Annotated in this window: 17 protein-coding genes; 10 read left to right on the forward strand and 7 right to left on the reverse strand. The window is 70.2% G+C overall.

Annotated features, from left to right (window positions below):
• The first annotated feature begins 83 nt into the window (after window positions 1-83).
• From IH45_RS0120645 to IH45_RS0120665, 5 genes are read left to right on the forward strand one after another with little or no spacing between them, the layout of a single operon-like run.
• Window positions 84-914, forward strand: coding sequence for a helix-turn-helix domain-containing protein (locus IH45_RS0120645; protein WP_030670234.1), 831 nt, complete (start codon window positions 84-86; stop codon window positions 912-914).
• Window positions 911-1,102, forward strand: coding sequence for a DUF397 domain-containing protein (locus tag IH45_RS0120650; protein ID WP_030670237.1), 192 nt, complete (start codon window positions 911-913; stop codon window positions 1,100-1,102). The genes IH45_RS0120645 and IH45_RS0120650 overlap by 4 nt, the downstream gene beginning before the upstream one ends.
• Before the next feature lie 51 nt (window positions 1,103-1,153).
• The gene (locus tag IH45_RS0120655) at window positions 1,154-1,369 is read left to right on the forward strand and encodes a DUF397 domain-containing protein (RefSeq protein ID WP_030670241.1); all 216 of its coding nucleotides are present in this window, start codon (window positions 1,154-1,156) and stop codon (window positions 1,367-1,369) included.
• A gap of 30 nt (window positions 1,370-1,399) precedes the next feature.
• On the forward strand, window positions 1,400-1,960 hold the full coding sequence (locus IH45_RS0120660) for an EF-hand domain-containing protein (RefSeq protein WP_030670244.1): 561 nt from the start codon (window positions 1,400-1,402) through the stop codon (window positions 1,958-1,960).
• 9 nt (window positions 1,961-1,969) lie between these two features.
• Window positions 1,970-2,746: a class I SAM-dependent methyltransferase gene (locus tag IH45_RS0120665; protein ID WP_050515021.1), complete on the forward strand. Its 777-nt coding sequence runs from the start codon at window positions 1,970-1,972 to the stop codon at window positions 2,744-2,746.
• A gap of 171 nt (window positions 2,747-2,917) precedes the next feature.
• Here the strand turns inward: IH45_RS0120665 and IH45_RS0120675 are convergent, their stop codons facing one another.
• Entirely contained in the window at window positions 2,918-3,574 is a 657-nt protein-coding gene (locus tag IH45_RS0120675) for a maltokinase N-terminal cap-like domain-containing protein (RefSeq protein ID WP_030670250.1), read from the reverse strand.
• A 395-nt stretch (window positions 3,575-3,969) separates the two neighbouring features.
• Between IH45_RS0120675 and IH45_RS0120680 the strand changes: the two genes are divergently transcribed.
• Window positions 3,970-4,710 carry a GAF and ANTAR domain-containing protein gene (locus IH45_RS0120680; RefSeq protein ID WP_030670252.1) on the forward strand — a complete coding sequence of 247 codons (741 nt, stop codon included), beginning with the start codon at window positions 3,970-3,972 and terminating at the stop codon, window positions 4,708-4,710.
• Between the two features lie 63 nt (window positions 4,711-4,773).
• The gene (locus IH45_RS0120685; protein WP_050515022.1) at window positions 4,774-5,475 is read left to right on the forward strand and encodes a GAF and ANTAR domain-containing protein; all 702 of its coding nucleotides are present in this window, start codon (window positions 4,774-4,776) and stop codon (window positions 5,473-5,475) included.
• Between the two features lie 141 nt (window positions 5,476-5,616).
• On the opposite strand, the gene IH45_RS1000000151065 is transcribed toward IH45_RS0120685, so the two are convergent.
• On the reverse strand, window positions 5,617-5,952 hold the full coding sequence (locus IH45_RS1000000151065) for a response regulator transcription factor (RefSeq protein ID WP_078897689.1): 336 nt from the start codon (window positions 5,950-5,952) through the stop codon (window positions 5,617-5,619).
• 685 nt (window positions 5,953-6,637) lie between these two features.
• Between IH45_RS1000000151065 and IH45_RS0120690 the strand changes: the two genes are divergently transcribed.
• Both IH45_RS0120690 and IH45_RS0120695 read left to right on the forward strand, forming a co-directional pair.
• Window positions 6,638-7,789 carry an aromatic ring-hydroxylating oxygenase subunit alpha gene (locus IH45_RS0120690; protein WP_158813180.1) on the forward strand — a complete coding sequence of 384 codons (1,152 nt, stop codon included), beginning with the start codon at window positions 6,638-6,640 and terminating at the stop codon, window positions 7,787-7,789.
• Window positions 7,779-9,083, forward strand: a complete 1,305-nt coding sequence (locus IH45_RS0120695) for an MFS transporter (RefSeq protein WP_050515023.1) — start codon at window positions 7,779-7,781, stop codon at window positions 9,081-9,083. The genes IH45_RS0120690 and IH45_RS0120695 overlap by 11 nt, the downstream gene beginning before the upstream one ends.
• On the opposite strand, the gene IH45_RS0120700 is transcribed toward IH45_RS0120695, so the two are convergent.
• The 5 genes from IH45_RS0120700 to IH45_RS0120720 are packed head-to-tail and all read right to left on the reverse strand — an operon-like array spanning window position 9,073 to window position 14,845.
• Window positions 9,073-10,152 carry a LacI family DNA-binding transcriptional regulator gene (locus IH45_RS0120700; RefSeq protein WP_050515024.1) on the reverse strand — a complete coding sequence of 360 codons (1,080 nt, stop codon included), beginning with the start codon at window positions 10,150-10,152 and terminating at the stop codon, window positions 9,073-9,075. The two genes, IH45_RS0120695 and IH45_RS0120700, sit on opposite strands and share 11 nt — an antisense overlap.
• Window positions 10,149-11,753: a glycoside hydrolase family 13 protein gene (locus IH45_RS0120705; RefSeq protein ID WP_030670269.1), complete on the reverse strand. Its 1,605-nt coding sequence runs from the start codon at window positions 11,751-11,753 to the stop codon at window positions 10,149-10,151. Before IH45_RS0120705 ends, IH45_RS0120700 begins: the two co-directional genes overlap by 4 nt.
• A gap of 1 nt (window position 11,754) precedes the next feature.
• Window positions 11,755-12,594 carry a sugar ABC transporter permease gene (locus IH45_RS0120710; RefSeq protein ID WP_030670272.1) on the reverse strand — a complete coding sequence of 280 codons (840 nt, stop codon included), beginning with the start codon at window positions 12,592-12,594 and terminating at the stop codon, window positions 11,755-11,757.
• Entirely contained in the window at window positions 12,594-13,562 is a 969-nt protein-coding gene (locus IH45_RS0120715; RefSeq protein WP_050515027.1) for a carbohydrate ABC transporter permease, read from the reverse strand. The genes IH45_RS0120710 and IH45_RS0120715 overlap by 1 nt, the downstream gene beginning before the upstream one ends.
• A 14-nt stretch (window positions 13,563-13,576) precedes the next feature.
• Entirely contained in the window at window positions 13,577-14,845 is a 1,269-nt protein-coding gene (locus tag IH45_RS0120720) for an extracellular solute-binding protein (RefSeq protein ID WP_030670278.1), read from the reverse strand.
• Window positions 14,846-15,198: 353 nt separating this feature from the next.
• Between IH45_RS0120720 and IH45_RS0120725 the strand changes: the two genes are divergently transcribed.
• Complete coding sequence (locus IH45_RS0120725) at window positions 15,199-16,806, forward strand: glycoside hydrolase family 13 protein (protein ID WP_030670279.1); 1,608 nt, start codon at window positions 15,199-15,201, stop codon at window positions 16,804-16,806.
• The last annotated feature ends 69 nt before the right edge of the window (window positions 16,807-16,875 follow it).

Genomic DNA, 16,875 nt, shown 5'->3' on the forward strand with positions numbered 1-16,875 from the left:
CGGCGCCGTAGACGTACGGGTAACGGGCCGTGACCATTTGCGTGCTGAGCGGATTAGCCAACCGAGCACTGGAGGTGGCCTAAATGGCAAGCAGCGTGTACGGCAACGAGCCGGAGTCGATCAACAGCCTCAAGACGTTCGGGGCCGTGGCGAAGGTATTTCGGGAACGAGCGGGTCTGACCCAGGAAGAGCTGGCTCCGCTGGTGCAGTTCTCCGCACAGACCGTCGCCTCGATCGAGCAAGGACGGCGCCTTCCGGACCCGGATTTCATCCTGCGCGCAGAGGAGGTACTCGATGCGTTCGGTGCGCTCAAGGCAGCGGCAGAGCACCTGTCACGCCGCGCGGGGCTGGCGGTCTGGTTCCGGCAGTGGGCTGCGCTGGAGGCGCGTGCCGTTTCCCTTTGCGCCTACGAGTGTCGGGTCATTCCGGGCCTGTTGCAGACGGAGGCGTACGCACGCGCCGTGACCTTGAGCGTTCCTCCACCACCGGACGAACAGGAGGCCGAGGAGCGGGTCGCCACGCGTCTCGCACGGCAGAAACTACTCCACCGGAAGCCGCCGATCGCGTTCAGTTTCATCCTTGAGCAAGCGCTGTTCGAGCGCGGTACGGGTGGCACGGGAGTCACCCGGAACCTCATCGACCATGTGCTCGGCTGCGCAGAATTGTGGAACGTGGAGCTTCAGCTCATGCCGCGTTGGCAACCGCATCATGCCGGGCTGGACGGCCCCATGAGGTTGCTGGAGACTCCGCAGAACAAGTGGCTCGGATACAGCGAGGGCCAGCAGTGCGGGAACTTGATCGCGGGGCCCAAGGACGTCAGCGTGCTGTGCCAGCGCTATGCCAAGATGCGCTCGCAGGCTCTTTCGCCGGAGGAATCCGCAAGCCTGCTCAAACAGATCCGAGGAGCGCTATGAGCACCACAGAGCCGGCCTGGTTCAAGAGCAGCTACAGCGGCTCGCAGGGCGACGACTGCGTAGAGATCGCCACCACCTCCACCACCACCCACATCCGCGACTCCAAGAACATACTCGGCCCCCACCTCACCGTCCCGGCGCACGCCTGGACCGCCTTCCTCACCTACGCGACCGACCTCCCAACCTGACGCGCATCGTCGTTGGCAGTGGACCCTGCTCAAACAGATCCGAGGAGCACTGTGAGCGCCACTGAACTCTCCTGGTACAAGTCCACCTACAGCACTGGTCAAGGCGACGACTGCGTAGAAATCGCCCCCACCCCCACCACCATCCACATCCGCGACTCCAAGAACATATTCGGCCCCCACCTCAGCATCACCCCAGCCGCCTGGACCGCCTTCCTCGCCGTCGTTGACCGCGGCTCCCAACCGCAGTTCCATGGAACGCGGCCCTGACCGACGCGCTCCAGAAGGACGGTGGGTTCCATGGCGGCGGCGTACGACACCCTCGACCAGAAGTTCAGCATCCTCTTCGACTGGTTCGACTGGACCGAGGACGGCTGGCTGACCCGCGAGGACTTCGAGCAGATGGCCGGGAAGTTCACGGCGCTGGCCCGGCCGGGGGACGTCGAGAACCGGACCGCGTTGCGGGACGCCTTCCTGCGGTGGTGGGACGTGCTGCGGGACGCGGACGGCGTGGACAGCGAAGGGCGGGTCGCGCGGCGGACGTTCATCGATCTGATGCGCTCGCACGTCACCAACCCGAAGACCTTCGAGCACGTCGTGCTGGCCATCGTGGACGCGCTGATGAGCGCTCTCGACACGGACGGCAGCGGGCAGCTCACCGCCGATGAGTACGTACGCATGTACGACGCGCTGGGCGTCGACCCGGCGACCTCGCAGCCCGCCTTCCGGCGGCTGGACCGGGACGGCAGCGGGGCGATCAGCCACGCGGAGTTCCGTACCGCCATCGAGGAGTTCTACCTGAGCCCGGACCCGGAGGCCCCGGGCAACTGGCTGCTCGGATCGCCGCTCGCGGCGGGTTAGCGGCGCGCGGTGCGCAGCCAGTTCGACGCGCTGGCCCGGCTGTACGAGGACATGGCCGAGCTGCCGTGGCGGCGGGACCTGGAGTCGTACACGGTGCGGGAGCTGCTGGGCGATCTCGGCGGCCGGTCCGTGCTGGACATCGGCTGCGGCACCGGGCAGTACTGCCGGATGCTCAGGCGGGCCGGCGCCGGGCGGGTGGTCGGGTACGACGTATCCGCGGGCATGATCGCCCACGCGGCGGACCGCGAGGCCTGGGAACCGCTCGGCATCCGGTACACGACCGAGCCGCCGTCGGACGGTACGTTCGACATCGCGCTCGGCGTGTACGTGCTGCCGTACGCGACGACGTACGAGGAACTGGTCGAGCTGTGCGCGGTGGCGGCCCGGGCACTGGCCCCGGGCGGCCTGTTCGTGGCCCTGCCCGTCAATCCCGACTACGACGGCGACCCCGCCTACTACGAGCGGTACGGCATCCGGCTGCACGAGGACGAGCCCCGCGCGGACGCCTCACGGATCACCCTGGAGCTGTGCTTCGACGCGTACCAGGTCGATGTCGCGGCACGCCACTGGACCCGGGCCTCCCTGCAACGGGCCCTGCTCGACGCCGGGTTCACGGGAATCGACTGGCACCCCTTCCGGGTATCCCCCGCCGCCCTCCGCTCGTACGGCGCCGACTTCTGGTCCCCGTACCTGCGCTGCCCGCACGCCGCGCTCATCACCTGCCGCCGGGAACAGCACCCGGCCGGCGGGAGTCAGACGGCGGAGCCGGCGTCCAGGAACCGGTGAAGAGAGGCCGTCATGGCGGTGACGTCGATGCGCGGCTGGACCAGGATGCCGTCGTGAGCGAGGTCGTCCAGCTCCTCCCGGGACACGAAGGTCAGGCCGATGGAGTCCCTTCCGGCGACTGGGCAGCGGCGAGCAGTTCGACCGCGCGCCGCCGCCCGTCCTCGGCCCGCGTCAGGACTTCTCCCGCTCATGCACCGTGACGAACACTCCCCGCACCTTCTCTCCCGCCGCATCCGTCCACGTAGCGCTGAGGTGGCCGAGCGCCGCACCGGCCGTCTCCCCCGCCGTCGGCGCCCGGTGTACGCGCAGGACCAGCGGGCGGGACGACCGGATGTGGATGTCGGTCGCGGACTTGGTCTGCGTTACCGCGTCCGGGCCCGTGGCCCCCTCGTGGCCGGGTTCCGTGAAGTGCGGGAGGACGGTGGGGTCGAGGGCGTCGGTCTCGCTCTGGGCCTGGGGGGCCGCCTTCCCGATGAGGCAGGCGAAGAGCTGGGCCGCCAGGACCGGGTCGTGGGTGCCGTCGTAGACCCAGCGCTTGCCCAGGACGCCGTGTTCCAGCGTGCCGACCAGCGCGTGGTCGGCGCCTTCCAGAGGTGCGCCCCGGTACGTGAACGGGACGTGGTACGCGACCGGTTCGGGCCCGGCGGTGTCGGTGGCCACCATGAATTCCATGCCGACCTCCCCCTCGGGGTCGTCGAGCCGGAAGCCGCCCGTCCTGGTCAGCTCCGGCGCGCGGCCGTCACCCGCGTACCAGGGCTGGGTGAGGAGCCAGGGGGCGAGCAGTTCCAGCTTGGTGGGCGAGAGGGTGGTGTGGTGGATGATGGCCATGGTTCGTCCGGCACCTTTCCCGTGGTGGCTGCGGCGGCACAGCTGAAAGCCGTCGCGGACGGTCATCCTGTCACCTGCGCTGATCGCTGCGAAGCCTTACCGCACGTACGCCGAGGCGGGCGTGGACGTATACGGACGCGAAAACCGAACGCCCCCGGTTTCGGAGCCCGGAGAACGGGTAACCACCAGAACGCACCGTGAGGCTGTCCGGGCTGCGTGGAACCGGCCGCCGCGGCAGCTTCGGACGGGCCGGCCAGGAATGAGAGGCGAACAGCGAAGTCCTCGTCAGCGGGCACGGCAAGGCCTGAGAGAAGGGCCGACATTCCCCGCCGCCGGACGCAGCCTTGACCCCGCCGCCGTCATGGGACGGGTGCCAGCCGATGGGCGGGCGCCGCATGACCACCACCAACCGCGAATTACTGATCGCCCAAGGTGTTCTCGACCTCGCAGACCGCCCCGCGGGCTTCGACCCGCTGGAGCTGCTGCACGACCTGACCGCCCAGGCGGTCGCCCTGCTGCCGGTGCGGAGCGCCGGTATCACCGTCCTGGAGCCGGACGGCAACACCGTCGTGTACGTCACCGCCTCCGACGAACTGTGCCTGGCCCTGGAGGAGGACCAGAGCGAGCTGAACGAAGGCCCGTGCCTCGACAGTGCCCGCGCCCACCGCGCGCTGCCGGTGCTCTCGCTGTCCGAGCCGCCGGGCAGCATCCGGTGGCCGCGCTTCGCGCCCCGGGCCCGCCGGGCCGGGATCACGGCGGTGGCCGCGGTGAACCTGCATCTGCCGCAACTGTCCCTGGGCGCCCTGAACCTGCTCATGGCCGAACAGCCCTACCTCGGCGGCCAGGACCTCCGGCTGGCGCAGACGCTCGCCGACGCCGCCGGTACCGCCCTGGCCTTCCGGCAGCAGCTGGCCGACAAGGACCAGGTGCTCGAACAGTTGCAGACCGCGTTGGACAGCCGTCTGGTCATCGAACAGGCCAAGGGCGTGCTCTCCGCCCGCCTGAGCGTCGACATGGACGACGCGTTCCAGCGGCTGCGCGCCTACGCCCGTTCCCGACAGCAGAAACTCACCGATCTGTCGGCTCGGGTCACCCGGGGTGACGTGCCGGCCGACCTGCTCACCCCCGTCCGGTGACCGGGAACCCGTCACCGCCGGTCGTCCACTTGCCCCCCAGCCCGGTCCGGGGGGGGATGAGTGATGGTCCGCGGTGAGTTCACCGATCTGCTGGACAGCCTGCACCGGGCCGCCGGCACCGGCAGCGACCTGTCCGCCGCCCCGGCGGACGAGGCTGCCCGTCTCCTGCGCCTCGACGCCCTGACCCTCGCCCTGCGCTCCCGGCGCGGCGCGCTGGAACTGCTGTGGGCCGATCCCGCCGACCCGTTCGGCCCGGAACTGGAGGACATGCAGTACACCCTCGGCGAAGGCCCCACCCTGGACGCCGCGAGGACCCGGCGTACCGTCATCGAAACCGACCTGGGCGCGGCCCCCGGCAGCCGCTGGCCGCTGTTCGCCCCCGCCGCGTGCCGCACACCGGCCCGCGCCGTCATCGCCGTGCCCCTCCTGCTGGGTGCCGCCACCGCCGGTGTCCTGACCGGCTACCGCACCGCTCCCGGTCCCTTCCCCGAGCGCCAGTACCAGGATTTCGCCCGGTTCGCCCGGGTGGCCCTGGAACTGCTGCTGCACACCCCGACACACGCCCTGGCCGACGGAACCCAGGGCCCGGACCTGCACCGCGCGGCGGTCCATCAGGCCGCCGGCATGCTCACCGCCCAGCTCGACGTGAGCATCGACGAAGCCCTGGTACGCCTGCGCGCCCACGCCTGGCGCCACGACCTCCCCCTGCTGCACGTCGCCCGCGCCATCGTGTCCCGGCGCCTCCGCCTCAGCCCGGACCGCTGACCCGCCCCGGTGCGGCCGGTCCCGTGCCCCCGTACCACCAGCTCCGACTGGACGACGAACTCCGTGTGGCGGGCAGGGCCGGTGGTGCTGTCGGAGTGCGGGCCGGCGAGGGAGGTGATGCCGGTGACGCCGCGGCGGCGGTCACCGCCCTGACCGGCGGTCACCGTCCCGACCGAATCCGCAGAAACAGGGAGCAGGGCTTTCGTTCAGTACCCGGTGCGCGTACGAGACGATTCCGGCCTGCAGGCGAGACTCCACGCGAAGTTTTTCGAGAATCTGGGCGACATGTGCCTTGACCGTCCGTTCCGTCACGTTCAACCGCAGAGAAATGGCACGGTTCGAGTGACCGTCCCCGAGCAGCCGGAAGACCTGCTCCTCACGATCGGAGAGCAGACACACCCTCTCCAATTCCACGGCCCAGTCGCCTTGACGTAACCCCCGGACAGTAGCCACTTCGCACCGACGGGCCTCCTCCACGTCATGTTCCCCCTTCTACCGCAGCTCGGGCGGGCGCAAGCTGATCAGACGCGGCAAGGCAACCATAGACGGTGTTTCGATCTTGAGCAGATGCACGACCCCGGTGCACCCGAAACCAGCTGAGAGCGCGTTTCTTTTCGGGCATACTCCCGGAGAAAGGACTGCCCGGCATTCGGGCGTGAAAACCGTGAGTGACGCCACTTCGCGCCGGCGGGGGCACCTTCCCCGCCCTCACCTGCAGAGACGGTGAAACCCATGGCCACACCCGGACCCAAACATCCCGAAGGTGCTCGCATCGCTGAGAATGCTGAGCAACAAAGATGAAACGGGCGAGCGAGGGCGCATGGGCGTGACGGGCCGGTCACCCGGTGTCCTGAGCCCCGGCCCGGACGAAGAGCGATTCATCCGCAAGGTCGGCAAGTTCGAAGCTTTTCCGGCGCACCGGCCCGGCGCTTTCCGTGGACCGGGCCGACCCCGTCCCGCGCGATTTTCCCGCGGTGACCGCCGACTGCCCCCTTCCTCCAGCGCTGCTCACCCGATTCTCCTGTCAATTGACCTTTAGGACATGGACGGTTGCAGCGGCCCGCCCTAGAGTCGACCGGCGAAAGATTCGCCTCACCGGGCCCGCCCGGCAGAGGAATACTGCACGCTGCCCCCGGAATTCTCACGAGAAGGTCACAGCACAGTGAGCAGGCCGACCGACATTTTCGATCCAGACCACTACGCGGCGACCCGTCTGCCACGTGAACAGGCCGAAATGCTGCCCCCTTGGGTGTATTCGGACGAGGCGTGGTTCCAGCGGGAGATGGAAACCTTGTTCCGTCCCGCGTGGCACTTCGCCGGACTGGCGTCCTCGGTCGCCAAGCCCGGCGACTTCTTCACCCTGCGGCTGCTGGACGAGCCGTTACTGATCGTCCGCGGTGACGACGGGGAGATCAGGGCATTCCGCAACTCGTGCCGGCACCGCGGCGCTCCGGTGGCCGAGGAGGGTTCCGGGTCGTGCCGGGGCCTGCGCTGTCCTTATCACTCGTGGACGTACAGCCTCGAAGGGGTGCTCAAGCACGCACCCGGCCTGACGGGGTACAGCCGGGAAGAGCTGGCGGGCATGGGGCGAAACCTCCTGCAGGTTCCCTGCGGCGTCCGCGAGGGCCTGGTCTTCGTCCACCTGGGCGACCCGGCGTCCTCCCCCACTCTGGACACCTATCTCGGCAACTACCTTTCCACCGTTGCCGCGCCGCACCGGACCGGGCAGATGGTCGCCGTACAGGAGCGGGAGTACGTGCTGGACTCCAACTGGAAGCTCTATGTCGAGGTCGACATGGAGACGCTGCACACCAAGCACATCCACCGCGGGTCGATCGGTGAGCAGCCCGTCACGATGGCGGATTCCGTGGGCAACTGGATCGGCGTCCACCACGAATCGCCGCACACCCCCGCGCTGCATCCTGGTGAGCGGGACAGCGGATTCCCCCACACACCCGGCCTGACGGGCAAAGCGGCCAACGGCGCGCACTTCTCGATCCTGCTGCCGGGCTTCTTCCTCGTCACCGCGCAGGACGTCATGTGGTGGATTCACAAGATCCCCGACTCGGCCGTCCGCACCCGTGTCCGCGTCGGATACTCCTTCCCCGCGTCGACCCTGGAGCGCGACGACTTCGACGAGGTCTCCAAGCGTTACTTCAAGCGCCTGGACCAGGTGATCGACGAGGACGACTGGATCACCGAGTACCAGCAGAAGGGCCTGACCGCCGCTGCCCCCGGCTGCTACGTCCCCGAAGAGCACGTCGTCCACCACCTGGACAACTGGATCCTCGACCAGGTGCTCCGTGCCGGCTGACCGCCGCTTCCGGTTCCTGCGCTGGAGCGGGTACACGGTCCTCGTCGCGTGCTTCCTGTCCGGCTTCTTCTACCGGTTCGCCCCGGCCACGTTCGCCCAGTCGGTGAGCGCCGCGCTCGGCGCGTCCGCCGCCCAGCTCGGCGTGCTCGCCGCCTGGCACTTCTGGGTGTACACCGCCGCGCAGATCCCCGCCGGCCTGCTGGTGGACCGCTGGGGAACGCGGCTGTGCGTCACAGCGGGATCGCTGGTGACCGCGCTGGGAGCCGGCGCGCAGGCGACGGCCCACAGCCTCTTCCAGGCATCGGCGGGTCCGGTACTGACCGGCCTGGGGCTCTCGGTGGTCTTCGTCGGCGTGATGAAGAACAACGCCGTGTGGTTCTCCGCCCGGCACTACGGCGCCGTCACCGGCCTCACCATGCTGCTCGCCAACGCGGGCAGCGTCCTCGCCGGCAGCCCTTCGGCACTGCTGCTCCACCACATGTCGTGGCGGACCGTCTACGGTTCTGCCGCCGCCATCTCGTTCCTGCTGGCGATGTCGGTCCTGCTGTTCGTCCGCAACGGGCCCGGACCGCAGGCCGAACTGGCGCGGGCCGGGGCCGGCCGTACGGAAAGTGCCTGGCACGGTGTCCGGGACACCCTGCGGAACCGGAAGCTGTGGCCCGTCTTCTGGTGCACCATCGGCACCAACGGGACCTTCTACGCCTTCTCCGGCCTGTGGGGAGTGCCGGTGCTGACCGACGGCTTCCACCTGTCCAACGCGCAGGCCACCGTGTACACCACGCTCGCCCTGGCCTGCTACGGAATCGGCTCCTTCGTGATCGGCTTGGTGTCCGACCGGCTCGGCCGGCGCAAACCCCTGCTGGTGGTCTCGTCGTTCGCGGCCCTGGCCGGCTGGCTCCTGCTCGCGCTCGCGCCCTGGCGGCCCGGCTGGAGCGGCCTCGCGCTCTACCTGCTCGTCGGCCTCGCCGCCTCACAGGTCACCGTGTCCTTCGCCACGCTCAAGGAACTGGTCCCCGGCAAGGTGGCCGCCACCGCACTGGCCGTGGCCAACACCGGTGTGTTCGGCGCGTCGGCGGTCATCCAGCCGCTCTTCGGGTGGATCGTCGACCTCACGCACCATGGGCCGGGGCCGGCCGGCCTGCACAGTTACCGCATAGCCCTGCTCCTGCCCGTGGTCTTCGGCGCGGTGGGGCTCATCGGGGCGCTGCGCGCGACCGAGACCTGGTGCCGCAACACCGAACCGGACCGCGCGCCATCACGGGCGGGCGAACCCGCCGACCCGCTCAAGAGCTGACGCCGGCGGCCGGCCCCGTCGACCCCCGTACCACCAGCTCCGGCTGGAAGACGAACTCCGTGTGGCGGTCCGGCGACCGGTCGCCGTCGGCCCGCGCGCGGATCTCCTCGATCAGCGCGTCCACGGCCGCCGTGGCCATCGCCCGCACCGGCTGGCGGACGGTCGTCAGCGGCGGGTCGGTGAAGGCGATGAGTTCGGAGTCGTCGAAGCCGATGACCGAGACCTCGCCCGGTACGTCCAGGCCGCGCTGCCGTGCCGCGCGGACGACGCCGAGCGCCATCAGGTCGCTGCCGCAGACGATCGCCGTACAGCCCGCGTCCAGCAGGGACGCGGCTGCGGCGTGTCCGCCTTCGACGCCGAACAGGGTGTGGCGGATGAGGCGTTCGGCCGCTCCGCGGTGCAGGCCGAAGGAGTCGCTCAGCGCCGCCGTGAACCCTTCGGCCTTGCGGCGCGACGGTACGTAGCGGGCCGGGCCGACGGCCAGGCCGATGTTCCGGTGGCCGAGTTCGGCGAGGTGGCGTACGGCCATGCGGGCGGCCACCCGGTCGTCCGGGGAGACGAAGGGCGCGGCGATGTCCTCGTGGTAGCCGTTGATGAGGACGTACGGGACGCCGCGGTCGGTGAGGCGGGTGTAGCGGGTGGGGTCGGTGGTGCTGTCGGAGTGCAGGCCGGAGAGGAAGATGATGCCGGTGACGCCGCGGGCTTCCAGCTGCTCGACGAGTTCGTCTTCCGTGGCGCCGCCGGGGAGCTGGGTGCACAGGACCGGGGTGTAGCCGTGGCCGGCCAGGGCCTGTTCGATGAGCTGGGCGAAGGCCGGGAAGATCGGGTTGGTCAGTTCGGGGACGATCAGGCCGACCAGCCCGGCGCTGGTGCGCCGCAGCCGTACGGGGCGCTCGCCGCCGAGCAGGTCGAGGGCCGCCAGCACCCGCTGCCGGGTGCCCCGGGCCACGCCCGCCTTCCCGTTGAGCACCCGGCTGACCGTCGCCTCGCTGACCTGGGCCTGCGCGGCGATGTGCGCCAGCCGGGGGCCGTTGCCCCCGGCCGGCGGCACGTCGGGGTGGTCCGTCACGCTTCCCACCACACGGCGGTGTCCGCCGGGATCATCAGCTCGTCGTCCACGGTGAGGAGGTCGGACGACGCCAGCAGCAGGCGCCAGGACGGCTCGGCGGGGGCGCGGACCGGTCCGGCGCTCGTGTTCACGGCGCAGACGAAGCCGCCGGGGCGGCGGAAGGCCAGCACGCCTTCGGGGGCAGCCAGCCACTCGACCGCGTCGCCCGCGCCCAGGCCGGGGTGATCGCGGCGCAGCTTGAGCGCCGTACGGTACAGCTCCAGCATGGAGGCCGGGTCGCCGGTCTGGGCGGCGACGCTCAGCCGCGCCCACTCGGCAGGCTGCGGCAGCCAGCTGCCGCCCGTACCGAAGCCGTACGGGGCGGTGTCGCCGGACCACGGGATCGGCACGCGGCAGCCGTCGCGCAGGCCGTCCTGACCGTTGGCGCGGAAGAAGGACGGGTCCTGGCGCACCTCGTCGGGCAGGTCGGTGACCTCGGGGAGGCCCAGTTCCTCGCCCTGGTAGACGTACGCGGAGCCGGGGAGCGCGAGCATGAGCAGGGCCGCGGCGCGGGCGCGGCGGGCGTCGCCGCCGAGGCGGGTGGCGTGCCGGACCACGTCGTGGTTGGAGAGAACCCAGGTGGTGGGGGCGCCGACCGGACGCATGGCGTCCAGGGACGCGTCGATGACGGTCCGCAGTGCGGGCGCGTCCCAGCCCGTGTTCAGGTAGTGGAAGTTGAACGCCTGGTGCAGCTCGTCGGGGCGGAGGTAGAGGGCGGTGCGGTCGGTGCTCGGGGTCCAGGCCTCCGCTACGCCGATGCGCTCGCCCGCGTACTCGTCCAGGACCTTGCGCCACGAACGGTAGATCTCGTGCACACCGTCCTGGTCGAAGAACGGCAGCACCTGGTTGCCGAGCAGTTTGAGCTGGTCGGCGCGGCCCATGTCCGGCAGGCCAGGGGCCTTGACCAGGCCGTGGGCCACGTCGATACGGAAGCCGTCCACGCCGAGGTCGAGCCAGAAGCGCAGGATGGAGCGGAACTCGTCCTGGACGGCCGGGCTGTCCCAGTTGAAGTCGGGCTGTTCGGGGGCGAACAGGTGGAGGTACCACTCGCCGTCGGGGACGCGGGTCCAGGCGGGGCCGCCGAAGACGGACTCCCAGTCGTTCGGCGGGAGTTCGCCGTTCTCACCGCGGCCCTTGCGGAAGTGGAAGCGGTCGCGCAGCGTCGAGCCGGGGCCCTCCTCCAGCGCCTGCCGGAACCAGACGTGCTGGTCGGAGCAGTGGTTCGGCACGACGTCCACGATGACGCGCAGGCCCAGGTCGTGCGCGTCGCGGATGACGGCCTCGGCGTCGGCGAGGGTGCCGAAGGCCGGGTCGATGACGCGGTAGTCGGCCACGTCGTAACCCGCGTCGGCCTGCGGCGAGGAGTAGAAGGGGCTGAGCCAGACGGCGTCGACGCCCAGGTCCTTCAGGTACGGCAGGCGCGTGCGGATGCCCGGGAGGTCGCCCATGCCGTCGCCGTTGCCGTCGGCGAAGCTGCGCGGGTAGACCTGGTAGATCACCGCGTCGCGCCACCACTGGGTTTCGGCGGGTGTTCCGGTGGCGTCGGTGTGCTGGGTGGTCATGTCATCCCTTGGTGGTGCCGGCGGTCAGTCCGGCGACGAGGTGGCGCTGGGCGAAGGCGAAGACCAGGGCCGCGGGCACCGCGATGATCACGGCGGCGGCGGTCATCGAGCCCCAGTCGTTGACGTACTGGTTGACGAAGGTCTGCAGGCCACCGGCGAGGGTCAGGTTCTCCTCGCCGGTCATGAAGGCGGAGGCGTACGCGACCTCGGCCCAGGCCGTCACGAAGGTGTAGAAGCCGGTGACGGCCAGGCCGGGGCGGGCCAGCGGCAGGACCAGGCGCCAGAAGGTGCCGAAGGGGTTGAGGCCGTCCACCCGCCCGGCTTCGTCGATCTCCACCGGGATGGTGTCGAAGAAGCCTTTCATCATCCAGGCGCAGAAGGGTACGGCGATGGTCAGATATGTGATGACCAGGCCGGCCGGCTGGTTGAGCAGGCCCAGGCTCGCCATCAGGTTGTACAGCGGCACGATCAGCACCGCGACCGGGAACATCTGCGTGATCAGCAGCAGCCACATCAGCGGGCGCATGCCGGGGAAGCGGAAGCGGCTGACGGCGTAGCCGGTGGTGGCGGCGACGAAGACGCCGACGACGGTGGTGACGCCGACGACGAGCACCGAGTTGCCGAACCAGGTCAGGAACTGGGTGTCGGCGACCACATGCCGGTAGTTGGCGAACGTGAAGTTGCTGACCAGGCTGGTGGTGAAGGCGTCGTTCTTCGGCTTGAAGGAGGTGACCAGCAGCCACAGCGGCGGGAAGACCGCGACGACGGCGGCGATCAGGAGGGTCACGTGCAGGCCGACGGAGGCCAGCGGGCTGCGGCTGTTGCGCGAGAGCTTCGCCATCACCACACCTCTCCCTGCTTGCGGAGCGAGCGGCGGTAGACCACCGCGATCATGGACAGCAGGAGCAGGATCAGCACGCCCCAGGCGGCCGAGCCGGCGAAGTCCCGCGGACTGTCGACAAAGGAGAGCCGGTAGGCGTACGTCACCAGGATCTCCGTGGCGTCGCCGGGGCCGCCCCGGGTGAGCAGGTAGATCACCGGGAACATGTTGAACGTCCAGATGGTGGAGAGCAGGATCACGGTGCTGCTCACCCCGCGCAGGCCGGGCAGGGTGATGTTGCGGAACCGCTGCCAGGCGTTCGCGCCGTCCATCTCCGCGGCCTCGTACAGCTCGCCCGGGATCGACTGGAGGCCGCCGAGCAGCGCGACGAGCATGAACGGTACGCCCAGCCAGACGTTGACGGCGATGACCGACAGCTTGGCCCAGGTCGGGTCGTTCAGCCACGGCACCGCGTCGATGCCGCCGCCCGCGAGGAGCTTGTTGAGCAGGCCGTTCTTCTCGTTGTAGAGCAGCCGCCAGGTGAAGACGGAGACGAAGGCGGGGATGGCCCAGGGCAGGATCAGCGCCAGCCGGTAGAAGGTGCGGCCGCGCAGCTTGCGGTTGAGCAGGTTGGCCAGGGTCAGGCCGATGGCGAAGGTGAGGCCGACGCAGGCCACCGTCCACGCCACGGTCCAGCCGAGCCGGCTCCAGAAGACGCCGTCGCCCAGGATCTGGGTGTACTTGTCCAGGCCGGTGAACGTGTAGGTGGCCGGGATGTGGTTCATCCCGATGTTGCGCTCGACGTTGGCCTCGTTGGCGTCGGTCAGCGACAGGTACACGCCGCGGACCAGCGGGTAGCCGATGATGACGCCGATGACGAGCACCACCGGGGCGACCATGGTCCAGGCGTACCAGTGGGTGCCCAGGGCTCTGCGTACCCGGCCCGGCGCGCCGGCGGAAGCGGCCGCCTTCCGCCGGGACCGGGACATCCGTACCGCGTCCGTCACTTGTAGTCCTTGAGGATCTTGCGGTAGCTGTCGCCGACGGCCTTGGCGGCCTGCTCGGGGGTGGCGGCGCCGGTGAGGACCTTGTTCATCTGGACCTTGACCGGCTCGAAGAGGGAGTTGCCCTGGGCGATCCACGGGCGCTGGACGGCCTTGTCGACGGCGGGCTTGAAGAAGCCGACCATCTCGTTGTTCTTGACGGACGGGAGCTCGTAGACCGACTTCCGGGTGGGCAGCAGGCTCAGCTTCTCGGTGGTCTGCTGCTGCACCTTCGCCGAGCTCATGTACTTCGCGAAGGCGTAGGAGGCCTGGAGGTTCTTCGAGCCGGCGTAGACGGAGAGGTTCCAGCCGCCCTGCGGGGAGCCCTGGGAGGCGCTGCCGCCGGGCACGGGCGCGACGCCCAGGTTCTTCTTGTCCTTGAACTCCTTGCCCGCGCGGACGCCTTCGATGTCCCACGGGCCGCTGATCGCCATCGCGACACTGCCGTCCTTGAGGGCCTTGAGCTGGTTCTCCTGGCCGTCGGTGGCGTCGGTGACGGCGGCCTTGGAGTCGACCAGGTCCTTGATGGCCTTGAACGCCTTCACACCGGCGTCGTCGTCGATCGTGACGATCTTGTCGCGGGCGTCGACCATGTCGCCGCCCTCGCCGTACAGGTACGGCAGGAACCAGTACGGGTCGTCGCCGCGCAGGTAGAGCGCGGTGGCGCCGGTCTTGTCCTTGATCTGCTTGGCGGCGGCGGACAGCTCGGCAAAGGTCTTGGGGACCCCGACGCCGGCCTCCTTGAGGAGCCGCTTGTTGTAGAAGAGGCCGAGGGTGTCGGTGACCTGCGGGACCGCATAGGTCTTGTCCTTGAACTTCGTGCTGCCGAGCGCCTGCGGGAGGTAGTCCCCCGCGTTGTCCAGGGCCGGGGTGTCGTCCAGCGGCGCGAGGTAGCCGAGGTTGGCGAAGTCGGCGACCCAGGCGACCTCGGTGCGCATCACGTCGGGGGCTCCGGCGCCGGCGCCCGCCGCGTTCTTGAACTTGGCGTTGGCCTCGCCGAACGCCACGCTGACGTACTTGACGTCGACCTTGGGGTGCTCCTTCTCGAAGTCCTCGGCCAGCTTCTTGTACGTCGCCTTCTCGGCGTCGTTGGAGGTGTCCCAGAAGGTCACGGTGCCCGACAGCTCGCCCCCGCCCTGCTGACCGCCTCCTCCGCCGCCGCCTCCGCAGGCCGTCGCCGCCATTGCCAGACCCGCGACCAACGCGGTGGTCACCATGCCACGCCGCATGTGAACTCCTTAAGGGAACGCCCGAGATGGCGCCGGAACGCCTCGCTCGGCCGTTCGGAACGCCTGTGATGGCGGACAGGAACGTAACAGCGCGGAAATGAATTCGAAAGACCTTGCGGCAACTTTCTGCAAAGCCGCTGGAACGGTTTGCCGGGGGCGGCGCCCGCGCGCACCGCGCCCCGCGCACCCCGGCAAGCCGCTCACCAGGGGCTTGTGCGCCCACCGGCCCGTCACCCCGTCGCGCCCCGCGCGTTGATCCCGTACACGACCGTCCGCCGATCGACGCCTGGACCCTGCAAGACGATGCATGGACGCTCTGCCCCGAAACGCCCCACTCTCGACAGGGATGCCGGATGACCCAGGACCTGACTTCGACCGACCCCGCCCGCGCGGTCCACACCCCCGGCAGCCGTACGGGCTGGTGGCGCGACGCCGTCATCTACCAGGTGTACGTGCGGTCCTTCGCGGACTGCGACGGCGACGGGATCGGCGACCTGCGCGGTGCCCGGGAGCGCCTGCCCTACCTGCGGGACCTGGGCGTGGACGCCGTCTGGCTCACCCCGTTCTACGCCTCGCCGCAGACCGACGGCGGGTACGACGTCGCCGACCACCGCTCGGTGGACCCGCTGTTCGGCTGCCTCCAGGACGCCGACGACCTCGTACGGGCCGCGCACGCGCTGGGCCTGCGGGTGATCGTCGACATCGTGCCCAACCACACCTCCGACCAGCACCCCTGGTTCCAGGACCCGGAACTGGCCCGGCAGCGCTACATCTTCCGCCCCGGCAAGGGCGCGGACGGCGAGCTGCCGCCCAACGACTGGGAGTCGGTCTTCGGCGGGCCCGCCTGGACCCGTACCGGACGCGGCGACTGGTATCTGCACCTGTTCGCCCCGCAGCAGCCCGATCTGGACTGGGAGAACCCGGACGTGCACACCGAGTTCGAGGCCATCCTGCGCTTCTGGCTCGACCTCGGCGTGGACGGCTTCCGCATCGATGTGGCGCACGGCATGATCAAGGCGGCGGGGCTGCCGGACATCGGCCACAAGGAGCAGGCCAAGCTCATCGGCAGCCAGGTGCTGCCCTTCTTCGACCAGGACGGCGTCCACGAGATCCACCGGACCTGGCGGCGGCTGCTGGACTCCTACCCCGGCGAGCGCATCGGCGTCGCCGAGGCCTGGGCGCCCTCCCCCGAGCGGCTGGCCCTGTACGTACGCCCCGACGAGCTGCACCAGGCGTTCAACTTCCAGTTCCTGACCGCCGGCTGGTCCGCCGCCGCGCTGCGCGCGATCGTCGACGCCTCGCTCGCCGCGACCGCCTCGGTCGGCGCCACCACCTCCTGGGTGCTGTCCAACCACGACGTGGTGCGGCACACCACCCGGCTCGGCGGCCTGCGGCGGGCCCGCGCCGCCACGCTCATGATGCTCGCGCTGCCCGGTTCGGCCTACCTCTACCAGGGCGAGGAACTGGGCCTGCCCGAGGTCACCGACCTGCCCGACGAGGTGCGCCAGGACCCGGCGTTCTTCCGCGGCGACGGGCAGGACGGGCACCGCGACGGTTGCCGGGTGCCGCTGCCGTGGTGCAGCGAGTCGGCCGCGTACGGCTTCGGGCCCGGCGGCAGCTGGCTGCCGCAGCCGCGTGCCTGGAAGGACCTGTCCGTACGGGCCCAGACCGGCGACCCGGCCTCCACCCTGGAGCTGTACCGCGCGGCGCTCGCCCTGCGCCGCGCGCACACCAGCCTCGGCGACGGAAGCCTGGCCTGGACCGAGGCGCCGGACGGGGTACTGGCCTTCACCCGTACCGGCCGATCCGGCCACACCGACCTGCTGTGCACCCTGAACACCCTGGACCGCGCCGTCGAACTCCCCCGCCCCGGACGGGTGCTGCTCTCCTCCACGACGCTCGCGGCCGAAGGGGACACCGCCCTGCTGCCGGGCGACTCCTGCACCTGGTGGGGGCTCTGAGGGACGGCCTCGGCGGGCGGTCCCGCGGCGCCGCCCGCCGCCGGAAGCGCGGGCAACGTGGGCAATCCG

Origin of the sequence: Streptomyces rimosus subsp. rimosus (genome assembly GCF_000720725.1) — a bacterium.
GTDB lineage: Bacteria > Actinomycetota > Actinomycetes > Streptomycetales > Streptomycetaceae > Streptomyces > Streptomyces rimosus_A.

Excerpts from the sequence above, each read along its gene's own strand:
- IH45_RS0120645 (WP_030670234.1), top strand. The coding sequence starts at position 84 with ATGGCAAGCAGCGTGTACGGCAACGAGCCGGAGTCGATCAACAGCCTC.
- IH45_RS0120725 (WP_030670279.1), top strand. The coding sequence starts at position 15,199 with ATGACCCAGGACCTGACTTCGACCGACCCCGCCCGCGCGGTCCACACC.
- IH45_RS0120675 (WP_030670250.1), bottom strand. The coding sequence starts at position 3,574 with ATGGCCATCATCCACCACACCACCCTCTCGCCCACCAAGCTGGAACTG.
- IH45_RS0120710 (WP_030670272.1), bottom strand. The coding sequence starts at position 12,594 with ATGGCGAAGCTCTCGCGCAACAGCCGCAGCCCGCTGGCCTCCGTCGGC.
- IH45_RS0120715 (WP_050515027.1), bottom strand. The coding sequence starts at position 13,562 with ATGTCCCGGTCCCGGCGGAAGGCGGCCGCTTCCGCCGGCGCGCCGGGC.
- IH45_RS0120650 (WP_030670237.1), top strand. The coding sequence starts at position 911 with ATGAGCACCACAGAGCCGGCCTGGTTCAAGAGCAGCTACAGCGGCTCG.
- IH45_RS0120705 (WP_030670269.1), bottom strand. The coding sequence starts at position 11,753 with ATGACCACCCAGCACACCGACGCCACCGGAACACCCGCCGAAACCCAG.
- IH45_RS0120660 (WP_030670244.1), top strand. The coding sequence starts at position 1,400 with ATGGCGGCGGCGTACGACACCCTCGACCAGAAGTTCAGCATCCTCTTC.
- IH45_RS0120685 (WP_050515022.1), top strand. The coding sequence starts at position 4,774 with ATGGTCCGCGGTGAGTTCACCGATCTGCTGGACAGCCTGCACCGGGCC.
- IH45_RS0120720 (WP_030670278.1), bottom strand. The coding sequence starts at position 14,845 with ATGCGGCGTGGCATGGTGACCACCGCGTTGGTCGCGGGTCTGGCAATG.
- IH45_RS0120680 (WP_030670252.1), top strand. The coding sequence starts at position 3,970 with ATGACCACCACCAACCGCGAATTACTGATCGCCCAAGGTGTTCTCGAC.